The sequence below is a fragment of the Mycobacterium scrofulaceum genome, from assembly GCF_002086735.1.
Taxonomy (GTDB): domain Bacteria; phylum Actinomycetota; class Actinomycetes; order Mycobacteriales; family Mycobacteriaceae; genus Mycobacterium; species Mycobacterium scrofulaceum.
On record NZ_MVIJ01000007.1, the window covers coordinates 55407 to 69356 of the forward strand.

Genomic DNA, 13950 nt, shown 5'->3' on the forward strand with positions numbered 1-13950 from the left:
CGGTCACTCCCCCCGCCGGGCTTCGACCGCGGCCAGTACGTCGCCGGCCAGCACCCCGCCGATCACCTTGCCGCCGTCGTCGACGGCGACGCCCACGCCCGACGGCGACGACAGCGCCGCGTCGAGCGCCTGGCTGAGGTTGCCACCGGGACGGAACAACGAGCCGACGCCGCTCATGCTGTCCGACAAGGACGCCCCCGCGCGATGCCGGCGCAGTCCCCCGGCGTCGATCCACCCCATCGGCGCGCCGGCGCCGTCCACCACCACAGCCCAGCCGTCGGCCGGGCCGGCCGCGGACAGGTCGTCCGCAGGGATGCGCTCGACGTCGTGCAGCGGCAGGCCGGCCGCGTCGATGAGTTGCAGCCACCGATACCCGCGGCCGAGGCCGATGAACCTCGCCACGAAGTCGTTGGCCGGCCGCGAGAGCAGCCGGGCGGGCTCGTCGTACTGCTGCAACGCGCCGGCCCGGAACACCGCCACCTGGTCCGCGAGCTTGAGCGCCTCGTCGATGTCGTGGGTGACGAAGACGATCGTCTTACGCAATTCGCTTTGCAGACGCAGGATTTCGTTCTGCAGGTCGAGACGAACCACCGGGTCGACGGCGGAGAACGGCTCGTCCATCAGCAGGATGGGCGGGTCGGCGGCCAGCGCGCGCGCCACGCCGACGCGTTGTTGCTCGCCACCGGACAACTGCGCGGGGTAGCGGGTGGCGAGCCTGGTGTCCAGCCCGACCCGCTCGAGCACCCCGTAGGCGGCGGCGCGGGCCGCCCTGCGCGACTGCCCCTTGAGCACCGGAACCGTTGCGACGTTGTCGATCACCCGCAGGTGCGGCATCAGGCCGGCATGCTGGATGACGTAGCCGATCCCGAGGCGCAGCCGCACCGGGTCGAGGGTGCCTACGTCCACCCCGTCGACGGCGATCGTGCCGGAGGTCGGCTCGATCATTCGATTGATCATCCGCAGCGCCGTGGTCTTGCCGCTGCCCGACGAGCCGACGAAGACGGTCAACTTCCCGGCGGGGACCGACAGGCTCAGCCGGTCCACCGCGTTGGTCCCGTCGGCGAAAGCCTTGCTGACGTCGTCGAAGACGATCATTGTCCCGCCGGATGGTTGAACCCGTTGTCGCGCAGCCAGTTCCGCGCGGCCTGGTCGGGATCGATGCCGGAGTTCCCGGCCACCGCGGCGTTGAGCCCCGCGACCCCTGAGGTGGTCAGCTTCGCCGACACGGCGTCCAGCACCTCCTTGAGCCGGTCCGACTTCTTCTGCGAATTGACCAGCGGCACAATGTTGCCGGCCAGAAAGTTGTGCTGCGGGTCTTCGAGCGCCACCAGGTGGTTCTGCGGGATGGCGGGTGACGTGGTGAAGACGTTGGCGGCGTTGACCCGTCCCTCCAGCAGCGCGCGGACCGTCACGGCGCCGCCACCGTCGTTGATGGCGACGAAGTTGCCCGGCCTGATGTCGAGCCCGTACTTCTGCCGCAGTCCCGGCAGGCCGGCCGGCCGGTTCGCGAACGCCGATGGCGCGCCGAACCGCACGTCCGCCGAATGAGCGGCCAAGTCGGCGATTGTCCTCAGCTTCCAGGAATTAGCGGTCCCGCCCGTCACGGTCACGGTATCGGTGTCACTGGCCGGCGAGGGAGTAAGGATTGCCAGGTCGCCGGGGAGCCTGCGGTCGAGCTCCAGCTCGACCGCGTCGAGCAGGGTCGCCGTCGACTCGGGCGCGAAATAGAGCAGCAGGTTGCCGATGTACTCGGGCACCAGGTCGATGGAATGGTCCTTCAACGCGGGAATGTACGTTTCCCGGCTGCCGATCCCCATTCGACGTCCCACCTCGAAGCCGTTGGCCTGCAAAGCTTGTGCGTAGATCTCGGCGATGATCTGTGACTCCGGGAAATCGCCGGACCCCACGACGATGTTTCTGGGATTGCGGACCTCGGCGCCCAGCGGGTCGGTACTGCTGCACGCCGGCAGCGCGGATATCGCCGTGAGACACACCGCCGCTCGGATGACCGCGCGGCGCGCGCGCGACGGCATCCCCATACCGCCGACACTAACGCCAGAATCACCCGCGCGCGGGGACCGAGCGGGCCGGTTGCGCGGTTTGGTTTCATTCTGTCCCGGATGGGACAAAGATGACCCTATGAGCAGCCACACCCCTGCCTCGCCCAGCCAGCCGCCCCACAAGCCCGACGCGGCCCCCAAGCCGGGCCCTGCGCCCAAGGAACCGGCGATCGGGTTCACCCGCGCCGGGGCGCTGTGGTCGTCCCTGATCGCCGGCTTCCTGATTCTGATTCTGCTGCTGATCTTCATCACCCAGAACACGGCAACGGCGCCGTTTACGTTCTTGGGCTGGCACTGGAGCCTGCCGCTGGGGGTGGCGATCCTGCTGGCGGCGGTGGTCGGCGGCCTGATCACGGTGGCGGTCGGCACCGCGCGGATCCTGCAGCTGCGCCGCGCCGCGAAGAAGCATCACGCGGCCTCGTCGCGCTAGCTGATCGAGTGTGCGTACCGGGCGTCGGCAGTGCGCCCTGGGCGGGATTACGCCCGCATGAGCGCCGTCAGCTCACACGCGAATCCGGGGCCGCACACTCAGCCGGGCAGCTTGGCCAGCTCCGCGAGCCCGCGCGAGATCAGCGGCGCCACGACCTCGGGCATGTGGTCGGAGTCCATCCCGCGGGCCTGGTCCGACATCCGCCTGCGGAAGTCGATGCCCGCGGCGATGATGGCGAGCTTGAAGTAGGCCAGCGCCATGTAGAACTCCCAATGCGCCAGCGGTAAGCCGGCGACCAGCGAATACCGGTCGGCCAGCTCGTCGGCGGTCGGCAGCAGCGGTGAGGTCCAGGCGGCCTGGGCGTTGACGATCAAGTCCAGGGCCGGGTCGCGGTACACGCACATCAGGGCGGCGTCGGACAGCGGGTCGCCGAGGGTGGACAACTCCCAGTCGACGACGGCGCGCACCTTCGTCGGGTCTTCGGCGTCCAGGATGGTGTTGTCGATCCGGTAGTCGCCGTGCACGATCGACGTGCGGCTCTGCTCGGGGATGGCCTCCCGCAGACCGGAATGCAGGCGCTCGACGTCGGCGTCGCGGCGGTCGTCGGGCAGGCGTACCAGCGCCCACTGCGAGCCCCACCGCCGCACCTGCCGCTCCAGGTAACCGCTGGGCCTGCCGAAATCCCCCAGGCCGACGGCCTCGGGGTCGACGGTGTGCAGGTCGACGAGGACGCGGATCAGCGAGTCGACGCAGCCCTCGATGACCGTGTGGCTGAAGGCTTCCAGCTGGGCGCGCCGGCGCACGACCTGGCCGGCGACGAACTCGACGATCTGGAACGGCGCGCCCAGCACCGAGTCGTCCTCGCACAGCGCGATCGCGCGCGCCACCGGAACCGGGGTGTCCCGCAGCGCGGCGACCACCCGGTACTCACGGGCCATGTCGTGCGCCGACGGCGTCAGCCCGTGCAGCGGCGGCCGCCGCACCAGCCAGCTGGTCGCGTCGTCGTAAACCCGGAACGTCAGATTGGACCGACCACCGGAAATGAAGTCCGCGCGCAACTCGCCGTCGCGTCCGATGCCCAGCGAACGCAGGTAGGAGTCCAGCGAGGCCAGGTCCAGCCCTTCGAGTTGGTCAGCTGAAGTCACCGGACTTGTTTACCACCTCTGATTTCGCGGCAGCAGGTCCCACACGTGCTCGACCCCGTTGACCCCCGCCACCGTCGCCTGCCCGGATCGGGAGAACAGCAGCCGGGTGATCGACGCGTAGTCGACCGGGAACGACAACAGCCGGGATGTCCCCAGAATCTGGTGCAGCAGAACGTTGATCACCCCGCCGTGGCTGAACACCGCGACGGTGTCTTCGGGGTCGACCGAGGCGACGAGGTCGTCGACGGCCGCGCGCACCCGGGCGAGGAACGCGTCCTCGTCGACCGCGCTCGGCAGATGCCCCTGGGCCAGCCGCGCCCACTCTTCGGGCCGCTCCTCGCGGATCTGCTCGACGGGGATGTACAGCGGGAGGTCGCGGTCGTATTCCGCGAACCGGTCGTCGATCTCGACGCTGAGCTCCCGGGCCGCCGCGACCGGTTCGGCGGTCTGGATGGCGCGGCGCTGGGGGCTGCTCACCACCCGGGAGATGGGGAACCGGTCCAGGGCCTTGGGCAGTCGCTCGATCTGGGCCAATCCCTCGTCCGACAGGTCCGGGTCGGAGCCCTCGCCGTGTTCGCTGCGCAACGGCAGCGCGTGCCGGACCAGAAGCAGTTGCATGTTGGTTCCCGTCGTCGGATGGTGGGCAGCGCCCAGTTTCTCATCGCGCCCCGCGAAGCCGATCCCGAGGAGGAATGATGACCGAGCCCCATATGGATTGGGACGCCGTGTACCGGCAGGAAACGCCGCCACCGTGGAGCATCGGCCGGCCGCAGCCGGAACTGGCGGCCCTGATCGACGAGGGCAAGATCCGCGGCGACGTGCTGGACGCCGGCTGCGGCCATGCCGCGCTGTCGCTGGCCCTCGCGGCGCGGGGCTACACGGTGGTCGGCCTGGACAGCAGCGCGACCGCGATCGAGGCCGCGGCCCTGGCCGCCGCCGAACAAGGGCTGACGACGGCGACCTTCGCCCAGGCCGACGTCACCAACTTCCGCGGCTATGACGGCCGCTTCGCGACCATCCTGGACAGCGGCCTGTTCCACGCGTTGCCGCCGGAGCGGCGCCAGGACTATCTGCGGTCGATCTCGCGTGCGGCCGCGCCCGGGGCGGCGCTCCACGTGCTGGCCTTCGCGGCCGGGGCGCTGGGTAACGCCGACCACGGGGGCCCGCGCGGCTTCACCGAGGCGGAATTGCGCGACGCCGTCTCGCCGCTCTGGCGGGTCGACGAACTGCGCCCCGCCAAGGTCTACGGGAACGCGCCGGTGTCTTCCGACGGCCCGCTGGCACGCCTGGAACGCGACGCCGAAGGGCACTTCATGGCACCCGGCTTTCTGCTCACGGCCCACAAGCCCGGCTAGCGAAAGACCTTCGCGCGCCGTGGAGAATGCTATTCTCCGGTTCGAGAGCGAGGTGTGCGCGATGGCGACGGTGGGTCAGGCCCAACTGGACGCGGGCGTGCTCGCCCGCTGGCTGGACGCGAACGGCGCGCCGGGAAACGGTGAGGAACCGCGGCTGACGCAGCTGAAGGGCGGTTCGCAGAACACGCTGTATCTGCTCGACCGCGGCGGACAGCGGATGGTGCTGCGCATGCCCGGCGCGCGCGCCGACGCGGCGCGCATCGACGGCTTGCTGCGCGAGATCCGGCTGGTGGGGGCCCTGTCGGGCACCGACGTGCCGCACGCGGCGTTGATCGCGGCCGACGACACCGGCACCGTGCTCGGCATGCCGTTCTACGTCATGCAGGCGATCGACGGGTGGAGCCCGATGGATGGCGGGTGGCAACCGCCGTTCGACACCGACCTGGCCGCCCGGCGCGGGCTGGCCTTCCAGCTCGTCGAGGGCGCCGCCAGGCTGGGCCGGGTGGACTGGCGCGCGCAGGGGCTCGAGGGGTTCGGGCGCCCGGACGGGTTCCACGAGCGGCAGGTCGACCGCTGGCTGACCTTCCTCGACGCCTACCAGGTGCGCGAGCTGCCCGGGCTCGACGAGGCCTCCGCCTGGCTGCGCAACAACCGGCCCGCGCATTACCGCCCGGGCATCATGCACGGCGACTACCAGTTCGCCAACGTGATGTTCGCGCACGGGGAGCCGGCGCGACTGGCCGCGATCGTGGACTGGGAGATGACGACGGTCGGCGACCCGCTGTTGGACCTGGCCTGGTCCCTGCTGGGCTACGACGGCGAAGAGCCGCGCGCCGACGGGTTCTATCTGGACATGACCGGAATGCCCACCCGCAGCGAGTTGCTGCGGCACTACGAGACGGTCAGCGGGCTCTCCACCGAAAACATCGACTACTACCTGGTGCTGGCCAACTGGAAGCTCGGCATCGTGCTGGAAAAGACTTACGCTGCGGGGGTGCGCACCGGCAAAGTGGACCCCAAGATCCAAGACGCATTCGGGCCCATGATCCTGCAGCTGATCGCCAGGGCGGCCGAGCTCGCGCGGTCCTTACCCGCCGGTCCCACCGGGGGCCGCTGAAATGGGTTATGCGGATCAGCTTTTCGATCTCACCGACCGGGTCGTGCTGGTCACCGGCGGCAGCCGGGGGCTGGGGCGTGAGATGGCGTTCGCCGCGGCGCGCTGCGGCGCCGACGTGGTGATCGCCAGCCGCAACATGGACAACTGCGTGACCACCGCCAAGGAGATCGAGGCCGAAACCGGGCGCGCCGCCATGCCGTATCAGGTGCACGTCGGGCGGTGGGATCAACTCGACGGATTGGTCGAGGCGACCTACCAGCGGTTCGGCAGGGTGGACACGCTGATCAACAACGCCGGCATGTCACCGCTGTACGACAAGCTGACCGACGTCACCGAGAAGCTGTTCGACGCGGTGGTCAACCTCAACCTCAAGGGACCGTTCCGATTGTCGGCTCTGGTCGGCGAACGGATGGTGGCGGCCGGCCGCGGGTCCATCATCAACGTCAGCACGGCCGGGTCGCTGCGCCCGACGCCCGACATCATCCCGTACGCCGCCGCCAAGGCCGGGCTCAACGCCATGACCGAGGCGCTGGCGAAGGCGTTCGGTCCGCCGGTGCGGGTGAATACGCTGATGGCCGGGCCGTTCCTCACGGACGTGAGCAAGTCCTGGAACCTCGAGGCGGCCCACGGCAAGCCCTTCGGGCACCTCGCGCTGCAGCGCGCCGGCGATCCGGCCGAAATCGTCGGGGCCACATTGTTTTTGGCGTCCGACGCCTCCAGCTTCACCACCGGTTCGATCCTGCGCGCCGACGGCGGACTTCCCTGACGTGGCGGGTCACCGCCAATGAACACCTAGGAGCATTCGAATGTCTTGGGACTTCTCCACCGAACCGGAATTTCAGCAGAAAATCGACTGGGTCCGCGAGTTCGTCCGCGAGGAGGTGGAACCCCTCGAGGTGCTGTTCCCCGGCTGCGAGTTCCTGCCGCTGAACGACGAACGCCGCCGCATCGTCGACCCCCTCAAACAACGGGTCCGCGACCACGGCCTGTGGGCGCCGCATCTGGGCCCCGAACTGGGCGGCCAGGGCTTCGGCGCGGTCAAGCTGACGCTGATCAACGAGATTCTGGGCCGCAGCCCCTGGGCGCCGATCGTCTTCGGGACGCAGGCGCCCGACACGGGAAACGCGGAGATCATCGCCCGCTTCGGCACGCAGGACCAGAAGGACCGCTACCTCGCCGGGCTGCTGTCCGGGGAGATCTTCTCGTGCTTTTCGATGACGGAGCCACAGGGCGGCGCCGATCCGCGGGTGTTCCGGACGCGCGCCTTCCGCGACGGCTCAGAAAAAAACGGGGACTGGGTGATCACCGGCCGAAAGTACTTCTCCTCCAACGCCTCCGTCGCCTCGTTCTTCATCGTCGTCGCCATCACCGACCCCGACGTGCCGGTGCACCGCGGCGCCTCGACGTTTCTGGTGCCCGCCGGGACCGACGGGCTGACCATCGAGGCCACCCATCACCTGGTCGGTGCGCTGCCGCACGAACCCGGGCACTCGCTGGTGCACTACGAGGGGGTCCGGGTGCCGTCGGACGCACTCCTGGGCGAGCCCGGCCAGGGCTTCATGATCCTGCAGACCCGCCTGGCCGGCGGCCGGCTGCATCACGCGATGCGATCGATCGGGGTGGCCCAACGCGCGGTGGAGATGATGGCCCGCCGCGCGAAAAGCCGCTTCACCCAGGGCAGTTCGTTGGCCGACAAGCAGCTGGTGCAGGCGTTCATCGCCGACTCCTATACCGAGCTGATGCCGTTCCGGCTGGCGGTGCTGCACGCGGCGTGGCTGATCGACACCGCCGGGGAACACGCGGCCCGCGCCGAGATCGGCGCCTGCAAGATCCTGGCGTCACAGGTACTCAAATCGATTGGGCTGCGCGCGATCCAGGTGCACGGCGCACTGGGCACCACCGACCAGTTGCCGCTGGTCAACGTGCTGCTCGGCGGGGTGGCACTCGGGCTGGCCGACGGACCGACCGAGGCCCACAAGGTCAACCTGGCCAAGCTGCTGCTCAAACACTACGAGGCCGAGGACGCCGAGTGGCCCAGTGAGCTGCTGGACATCCGCCGGGAGGCCGCACGCACCAAGTACGGCGACCTGATCGACCGGGTTCCGGCGCTGCCCGATTCGCCGTGAACACCAGGGTGACGGCGGCGGTCGAGCGGGCACTCGACGAACGCCAGCGGGAGGCCACCGAGGAGGTCGAGCGCATCCTGGCCGCGGCGGTCCGCGTCATGGAACGGGTCGCGCCCGAACCCCCGCGGGTGAGCGACATCGTCGCCGAGGCGGGCTCGTCGAACAAGGCGTTTTACCGGTATTTCGCCGGCAAGGACGACCTCATCCTGGCCGTCATGGAGCGCGGCGTGGCCATCGTGGTGTCCTACCTCGAGCACCAGATGGCCAAGGAGCGACACCCGCGTGACCAGGTCGCGCGCTGGATCGAGGGCACGCTGGCTCAGGTGGCCGACCCCCACCTGATCAGCATGAGCCGGGCGGCGGCCGGGCAGATGTCGGCCGGCACGGACTGGCGGGCCGCGGACCGGGAGATGATGCGCCCGTTGCGCGATCTGCTCGTCAAACCCGTTGCGGCGATGGGCAGCAACGACGTCGAGCGGGACGTGGAGGCCGTGTTCAGCTGCACGGCGGCGACGATGCGCCGATACGTGGGGTCGGCCGACCGGCCCCGGTCCGACGACATCGCACACCTGGTGGGGTTCTGCCTGCGCGGTCTGGGGGTCAGTTGATGCGCGCCGTCGTCTGCCGTGCCTATGGCACTCCGGAGGATCTGGTTCTCGAGGACGTCGCCGAGCCGGTCCCGGCCCCCGGGCAGTTGCTGGTGCGCGTCCACGCCGCGGCGGTCAATTTTCCCGACGTCCTGTTCATCGCCGGCAAGTACCAGGTCAAGATTCCGCCCCCGTTCATTCCGGGCAACGAGATCGCCGGCGAGGTGGTAGCCGCCGGTGCGGGCGCGCCGTTCGAGCCGGGACAGCGCGTGTCCGGGACCACCTTTGGTGCGTTCGCCGAGCGGGCCCTGCTGGACGCCGGTCAGGCGGCGCTGGTGCCCGACGACGCCGACTTCGCCTCGGCCGCGGCCTTCGGGGTGACCTACCGCACCGCCTACCACGCGCTGCGGTCGACCGCCGCCGTGGCAGAGGGGGACTGGGTCGTCGTGCTGGGCGCCGCGGGCGGGGTCGGGCTGGCGGCGGTCGACCTGGCCGTCGCCATGGGGGCGCGGGTGCTGGCCGCGGCATCCAGCCCGGAGAAACTCGAGTTGTGCCGGCAACGCGGCGCGGAGGCGACCGTCGACTACGACCGGGAGGACGTGAAGTCGCGCATCCGCGAGCTCACCGGCGACGCCGCCAAAGTGGTCATCGACCCCGTCGGTGGGCCGTACGCTGAGCCGGCGCTGCGCGGGCTGGCGCGCGGCGGCACCTTCGTCACGCTGGGCTACGCCGCCGGGACGATACCTGCCATCCCGCTCAACCTCGTTCTGCTGAAAGACATCTGCGTGCGCGGCATGGAGATCCGGACGTTCATGACCGACCACCCCGACGAGGCCACCCGCGACATGCGGGAGCTGTCGGAGATGTTCGCCGCCGGCACCGTCCGCCCGTACATCGGGGCGCGGTTCCCCCTGTCCGAGACCGCCGCCGCGCTGCGGCACGTGGCCGACCGAAAGGTGTTGGGTAAGGTCGTCATCGACGTGGCGCGCTAGTTTCCGCGAGCAGACGCAAAGTCGCACAGAGCCGATGAGTTTGATGCGATTCTGTGTCTGCTCGCGAGGGTCGACTAGGGGGTGACGATGTTGAAACCCGGGTCGGGCTCATCCAGCACACCCAGGAAGGTCCGCAGCGCTTCCCGATCGCCGGATATCTTCAGTCCGGTCGAGGCGAAGTCGCCCAGCGCCGCCGTCAACAGCCGGGACTTGCTGTCCAACTCGACCGTGACGGTCGCCGTCGCGGGTTCGGCCGCCGCCTTCCGGTACACGAGCACCCCGTTGCGCAGGGTGAGCCGGTAGTTGACGGCCAGATCGGTGAAGGCGAGGTCGATGGTCAGGTCGAGATCCCAACTGCGTGGCCCGTCGACCCGGATGGCCAGGCTGTCGAAGATCTGCTCCGGCGTCAGCTGGGAGAGCATGGTGGGCGAGGTGGCCTGGGTCGCAGTGCCGAAGTTCCCGTCGAGCAACTCGGTTGCGCCGCTGAGGAAGAAGTTGCGCCAGGTCGCGTTCTCGGCGCCGTAGGCCAGCTGCTCGAGCGTGTCGGCGTACAGCGCTCGGGCGCCGGCGTGTCCGCTGTCGGCGAAGATGGCATGATCCAGTAGTGTTGCCGCCCAACGAAAGTCGCCGGCGTCGAACGCCTTCCGGGCCAGCTCGACGACGCGGTCGATTCCGCCCATCGCGTCGACGTAGCGCGGGGCGAGGGCCTCCGGGGGATGCGGCCACAGCCGCGCCGGGTTGCCGTCGAACCAGCCCATGTACCGCTGGTACACGGCCTTGACGTTGTGGCTGACCGACCCGTAGTACCCGTGGGTGTGCCAGGCCCGCTCGAGCGCCGGTGGCATCTGGAACATCTCGGCGATCTCGACCCCGGTGTAACCCCGGTTGAGCAGTCGCAGCGTCTGGTCGTGCAGGTAGGCATACATGTCGCGCTGCAGCGACAGGAACTGGACGATGTTTTCCTCCCCCCAGGTCGGCCAGTGGTGGGAGGCGAACACCACGTCGGCGCGGTCGGCGAAGGTGTCGATCGCCTCGGTGAGGTAGCCGGACCACGCGTGCGGGTCGCGCACCAGGGCACCGCGCAGGGTCAGCAGGTTGTGCAGGTTGTGGGTGGCGTTCTCGGCCATGCACAACGCGCGGAAACGCGGGAAGTAGAAATGCATTTCGGCGGGCGCCTCGGTGCCGGGCGCCATCTGGAACTCAATCTCCACGCCGTCGACAGTGTGCGTCTCGCCGGTCGCGGTGACGTCGATGGTGGGGACGATGATCGCCACCTCGCCGGTGGAGGGGGCCTGGCCCAGCCCGCAGCCCACCTGGCCCTGGGGTCCGCGGGGCAGCAGGGTGCCGTACATGTAGGTCGCCCGGCGCGTCATCGCCGGGCCGGCGTAGACGTTCTCCCGGACCGCGTGCTCGGCGAAACCCTCGGGCGCCAGCACGGCCACGGCGCCCGCGTCCACCTCCGCCTGCGAGGTGACACCCAGCACGCCCCCGAAGTGGTCGACATGGCTGTGGGTGTAGATCACCGCGACCACGGGGCGGTCGCCCCCGCGGTGCTCCCGATACAACGCCAGCGCGGCGGCCGCCACCTCGGTGGACACCAGCGGGTCGATGACGATGATGCCGGTGTCGCCCTCGACGAACGTGACATTGGAGATGTCGAAGCCACGGACCTGGTAGATACCCGGAACCACTTCGTAGAGGCCCTGTTTGGCGACCAGGGTCGACTGCCGCCACAGGCTGGGGTGCACCGACGCCGGCGCGGCTCCGCGGAGGAAGGCGTAGGCGTCGTTGTCCCACACCACGCGTCCGTCGGCCGCCCGGATGACGCACGGGGACAGGGCGGCGATGAACCCGCGGTCGGCGTCGTGGAAGTCGGTGTCGTCATCGAGGGGCAGCGCATGCGCGCGGTGCGCCGCCTCGATGACCGCGGTGGGGGGTTTGTGTTCCACGCCAATACAGTGCCATCGACGGCCCATTCCCGAAGCCATTCCGGACGGATCTTGTCCCGTTGATTAATGAACAGAGAAACAATTTCTGGCGGCCCTAGATTATCGGCCCAGTTAACCCGCATACTGCCCGAACGGCCCTCAATGCCGTGGGTCGCAACTTTCGGGCAAAGGAGAGCACGTGAAGCGTGGACTGATGGTCGCGGCGGCCGGAGCGGCAATTTTGGCCGCCGGTATTTCCGGCTGTTCCAGCAACAAGTCGAGTTCGGGCGGTTCGGGCACCAGCTCCGCGGTGAACACCTCGGCGGGCGCTGCCAGCGGAACCAAGGTCATCATCGACGGTAAGGACCAAAACGTCAGCGGCTCGGTCGTGTGCACCACCGCGGGCGGCAACGTCAACATCGCGATCGGAGGCGCAGCGACCGGGATCGCCGCCGTGCTCACCGACGCCAGCCCGCCCCAGGTGAAGTCCGTCGGGCTGGGCAACGTCAACGGCGTGACGCTCGGCTACACCTCCGGGACCGGCCAGGGCAACGCCTCCGCCGAGAAGAACGGCAACACCTACAAGATCACCGGCACGGCCACCGGCGTCGACATGGCCAACCCGATGCAACCGGTGAACAAGCCGTTCGAAATCGACGTCAACTGCTCTAGCTAGGCGATGGCGCGGGCGGTTGCCACCCGTTGAGTGGCAACCGCACCGTGAACTCGGTGTAGCCGGGTGAGCTGTTCACCGCGATCGTCCCGTTGTGCGCCCTGACGACCGCGGAGACGATCGCCAGTCCCAGGCCGGTGCTGCCGCCCTTGCGGGAACGCGAGGTGTCACCGCGGGCGAATCGCTCGAACACTTCGGACTGAAGCGCCGCCGGGATGCCGGGGCCATTGTCGATCACCTGCAGCACGGTCTGCGTCGGCTCCGCGCTCAACCGGGTGGTCACGACGGTGCCGGCGCCGGTGTGCAGGCGGGCGTTGGCGAGCAGATTGGTCAGGACCTGGTGCAGCCGGGCCGCGTCACCGGTGACGATCACCGGCTCCTCCGGCAGGTCCAGCTCCCACTGATGATCCGGCCCGGCGACGTGCGCGTCGTTGACCGCGTCGACCGCCACCCGCGACAAGTCGACCGGTTCGCGTTCCAGCGGCCGGCCGGAGTCCAACCGGGCCAGCAGCAGCAGGTCTTCGACCAGGCGCGTCATCCGTTCCGTCTCGGAGGCCACCCGGCTCATCGCGTGCGCCACCGCCTCCCGGTCGTCACCCATGCGCTGGGTGAGTTCGGTGTAGCCACGGATCGCGGCAAGGGGCGTGCGCAGTTCGTGGCTGGCGTCGGCGACGAACTGACGGACACGCGTCTCGCTGGCCTGTCGGGCCGAGAGCGCGGCCGCGATGTGGTCGAGCATCCGGTTGAGGGCCGACCCGAGTTGGCCGACCTCGGTGGAGGGGTTGGCATCCGATTCGCGGACCCGCAGCGGAAGCTCGACCTCGCCGCGATCCAACGGCAGGTCGGCGACCCGGCTCGCCGTCTGGGCTACGCGGCGCAGGGGCGCCAGCGCCCGCCGGACGATGATCACCCCGGCGATCGTCGCGGCCGCGAGCGCGATCACGGTGACGATCCCGAAGATGATCATCATCCGGATCAGGGTGGCATCGATGTTGGACATCGAGAGCCCGGTGACGATGATGTCGCCCCCGTTGCGGCTCGGCGCGGCCATCACCCGGTACCGGCCGAGACCCTCCAGGTCCACGGTGACGGGCGCGTGACTGGCCGAGATCTGCTCCAGTTGCGTCTGGGCGGCGGGGGTCAGCGCGGCCCTGGTGCCGCTGCTGGTCAAATAGCCCGCGTCGACCGCCTTGCCGTGGTTGACCACCGCGGCGACCATGCCCGCCGGCTGCCCGGGGGCATCCAGGAACCGCGGGCCGGGTCCGGGCCTGGGAAAGTACGAGTGCTGGTGCCGCCATCCCGGGCGGTTGGGTTCGGGATACATCAGCGCCGAACGGAACGACGTGCCGGCGAGTTGCCCGTCAAGCTGCTTCACCAGGTGGTGGTTCAGCGCCAGTTCGGTCACCGCGGTGATGCCGACGCACACGATGGCGAGTACGACGATCTGGCCGACCAGCAGTCGCAGCCGCAGGGACCAGGCCCGCCGCGCGCTGGCCAATGGTCGCGACCCGCTACGCCCGGCCAATAGTCGCGACCC

Annotated in this window: 14 protein-coding genes; 8 read left to right on the top strand and 6 right to left on the bottom strand. The window is 69.5% G+C overall.

What is annotated here, in order from left to right:
- Positions 1-3: 3 nt before the first annotated feature.
- Positions 4-1095, bottom strand: a complete 1092-nt coding sequence (locus tag BST44_RS06745) for an ABC transporter ATP-binding protein (protein WP_083175965.1) — start codon at positions 1093-1095, stop codon at positions 4-6.
- The gene (locus BST44_RS06750) at positions 1092-2039 is read right to left on the bottom strand and encodes an ABC transporter substrate-binding protein (protein WP_083175967.1); all 948 of its coding nucleotides are present in this window, start codon (positions 2037-2039) and stop codon (positions 1092-1094) included. Before BST44_RS06750 ends, BST44_RS06745 begins: the two co-directional genes overlap by 4 nt.
- 100 nt (positions 2040-2139) lie before the next feature.
- Here BST44_RS06750 and BST44_RS06755 point away from each other — a divergent pair, with 100 nt between their 5' ends.
- The gene (locus BST44_RS06755; protein ID WP_083175969.1) at positions 2140-2490 is read left to right on the top strand and encodes a LapA family protein; all 351 of its coding nucleotides are present in this window, start codon (positions 2140-2142) and stop codon (positions 2488-2490) included.
- Positions 2491-2588: 98 nt separating this feature from the next.
- On the opposite strand, the gene BST44_RS06760 is transcribed toward BST44_RS06755, so the two are convergent.
- Together BST44_RS06760 and BST44_RS06765 are read right to left on the bottom strand one after the other, a co-directional pair.
- Entirely contained in the window at positions 2589-3635 is a 1047-nt protein-coding gene (locus BST44_RS06760; protein WP_083175971.1) for a phosphotransferase family protein, read from the bottom strand.
- 9 nt (positions 3636-3644) lie between these two features.
- Positions 3645-4253, bottom strand: coding sequence for a histidine phosphatase family protein (locus tag BST44_RS06765; protein ID WP_083175973.1), 609 nt, complete (start codon positions 4251-4253; stop codon positions 3645-3647).
- Between the two features lie 77 nt (positions 4254-4330).
- Here BST44_RS06765 and BST44_RS06770 point away from each other — a divergent pair, with 77 nt between their 5' ends.
- The 6 genes from BST44_RS06770 (at position 4331) to BST44_RS06795 (ending at position 9812) form a co-directional block, all read left to right on the top strand.
- Positions 4331-4990, top strand: coding sequence for a class I SAM-dependent methyltransferase (locus BST44_RS06770; RefSeq protein ID WP_083176138.1), 660 nt, complete (start codon positions 4331-4333; stop codon positions 4988-4990).
- A 61-nt stretch (positions 4991-5051) separates the two neighbouring features.
- Positions 5052-6107: a phosphotransferase family protein gene (locus BST44_RS06775; protein ID WP_083175975.1), complete on the top strand. Its 1056-nt coding sequence runs from the start codon at positions 5052-5054 to the stop codon at positions 6105-6107.
- 1 nt (position 6108) lies between these two features.
- Positions 6109-6873, top strand: coding sequence for an SDR family NAD(P)-dependent oxidoreductase (locus BST44_RS06780; protein ID WP_083175977.1), 765 nt, complete (start codon positions 6109-6111; stop codon positions 6871-6873).
- A 40-nt stretch (positions 6874-6913) separates the two neighbouring features.
- The gene (locus BST44_RS06785) at positions 6914-8233 is read left to right on the top strand and encodes an acyl-CoA dehydrogenase family protein (protein WP_083175979.1); all 1320 of its coding nucleotides are present in this window, start codon (positions 6914-6916) and stop codon (positions 8231-8233) included.
- On the top strand, positions 8230-8841 hold the full coding sequence (locus tag BST44_RS06790) for a TetR/AcrR family transcriptional regulator (protein WP_083175981.1): 612 nt from the start codon (positions 8230-8232) through the stop codon (positions 8839-8841). The genes BST44_RS06785 and BST44_RS06790 overlap by 4 nt, the downstream gene beginning before the upstream one ends.
- Positions 8841-9812, top strand: a complete 972-nt coding sequence (locus tag BST44_RS06795; protein WP_083175983.1) for an NADPH:quinone oxidoreductase family protein — start codon at positions 8841-8843, stop codon at positions 9810-9812. Before BST44_RS06790 ends, BST44_RS06795 begins: the two co-directional genes overlap by 1 nt.
- Positions 9813-9886: 74 nt before the next feature.
- On the opposite strand, the gene BST44_RS06800 is transcribed toward BST44_RS06795, so the two are convergent.
- Positions 9887-11767, bottom strand: coding sequence for an alkyl/aryl-sulfatase (locus BST44_RS06800; protein WP_142274388.1), 1881 nt, complete (start codon positions 11765-11767; stop codon positions 9887-9889).
- 172 nt (positions 11768-11939) lie between these two features.
- Here BST44_RS06800 and BST44_RS06805 point away from each other — a divergent pair, with 172 nt between their 5' ends.
- Complete coding sequence (locus BST44_RS06805; protein WP_007166777.1) at positions 11940-12416, top strand: lipoprotein LpqH; 477 nt, start codon at positions 11940-11942, stop codon at positions 12414-12416.
- On the opposite strand, the gene BST44_RS06810 is transcribed toward BST44_RS06805, so the two are convergent.
- Entirely contained in the window at positions 12409-13911 is a 1503-nt protein-coding gene (locus BST44_RS06810) for a sensor histidine kinase (RefSeq protein ID WP_279628969.1), read from the bottom strand. The two genes, BST44_RS06805 and BST44_RS06810, sit on opposite strands and share 8 nt — an antisense overlap.
- Positions 13912-13950 lie beyond the last annotated feature (39 nt).

Bases quoted from the DNA above. Each gene is read 5' to 3' on its own strand.
- BST44_RS06780 (WP_083175977.1), top strand. From the start codon at position 6,109: ATGGGTTATGCGGATCAGCTTTTCGATCTCACCGACCGGGTCGTGCTG.
- BST44_RS06795 (WP_083175983.1), top strand. From the start codon at position 8,841: ATGCGCGCCGTCGTCTGCCGTGCCTATGGCACTCCGGAGGATCTGGTT.
- BST44_RS06775 (WP_083175975.1), top strand. From the start codon at position 5,052: ATGGCGACGGTGGGTCAGGCCCAACTGGACGCGGGCGTGCTCGCCCGC.
- BST44_RS06755 (WP_083175969.1), top strand. From the start codon at position 2,140: ATGAGCAGCCACACCCCTGCCTCGCCCAGCCAGCCGCCCCACAAGCCC.
- BST44_RS06770 (WP_083176138.1), top strand. From the start codon at position 4,331: ATGACCGAGCCCCATATGGATTGGGACGCCGTGTACCGGCAGGAAACG.
- BST44_RS06750 (WP_083175967.1), bottom strand. From the start codon at position 2,039: ATGGGGATGCCGTCGCGCGCGCGCCGCGCGGTCATCCGAGCGGCGGTG.
- BST44_RS06745 (WP_083175965.1), bottom strand. From the start codon at position 1,095: ATGATCGTCTTCGACGACGTCAGCAAGGCTTTCGCCGACGGGACCAAC.
- BST44_RS06765 (WP_083175973.1), bottom strand. From the start codon at position 4,253: ATGCAACTGCTTCTGGTCCGGCACGCGCTGCCGTTGCGCAGCGAACAC.
- BST44_RS06785 (WP_083175979.1), top strand. From the start codon at position 6,914: ATGTCTTGGGACTTCTCCACCGAACCGGAATTTCAGCAGAAAATCGAC.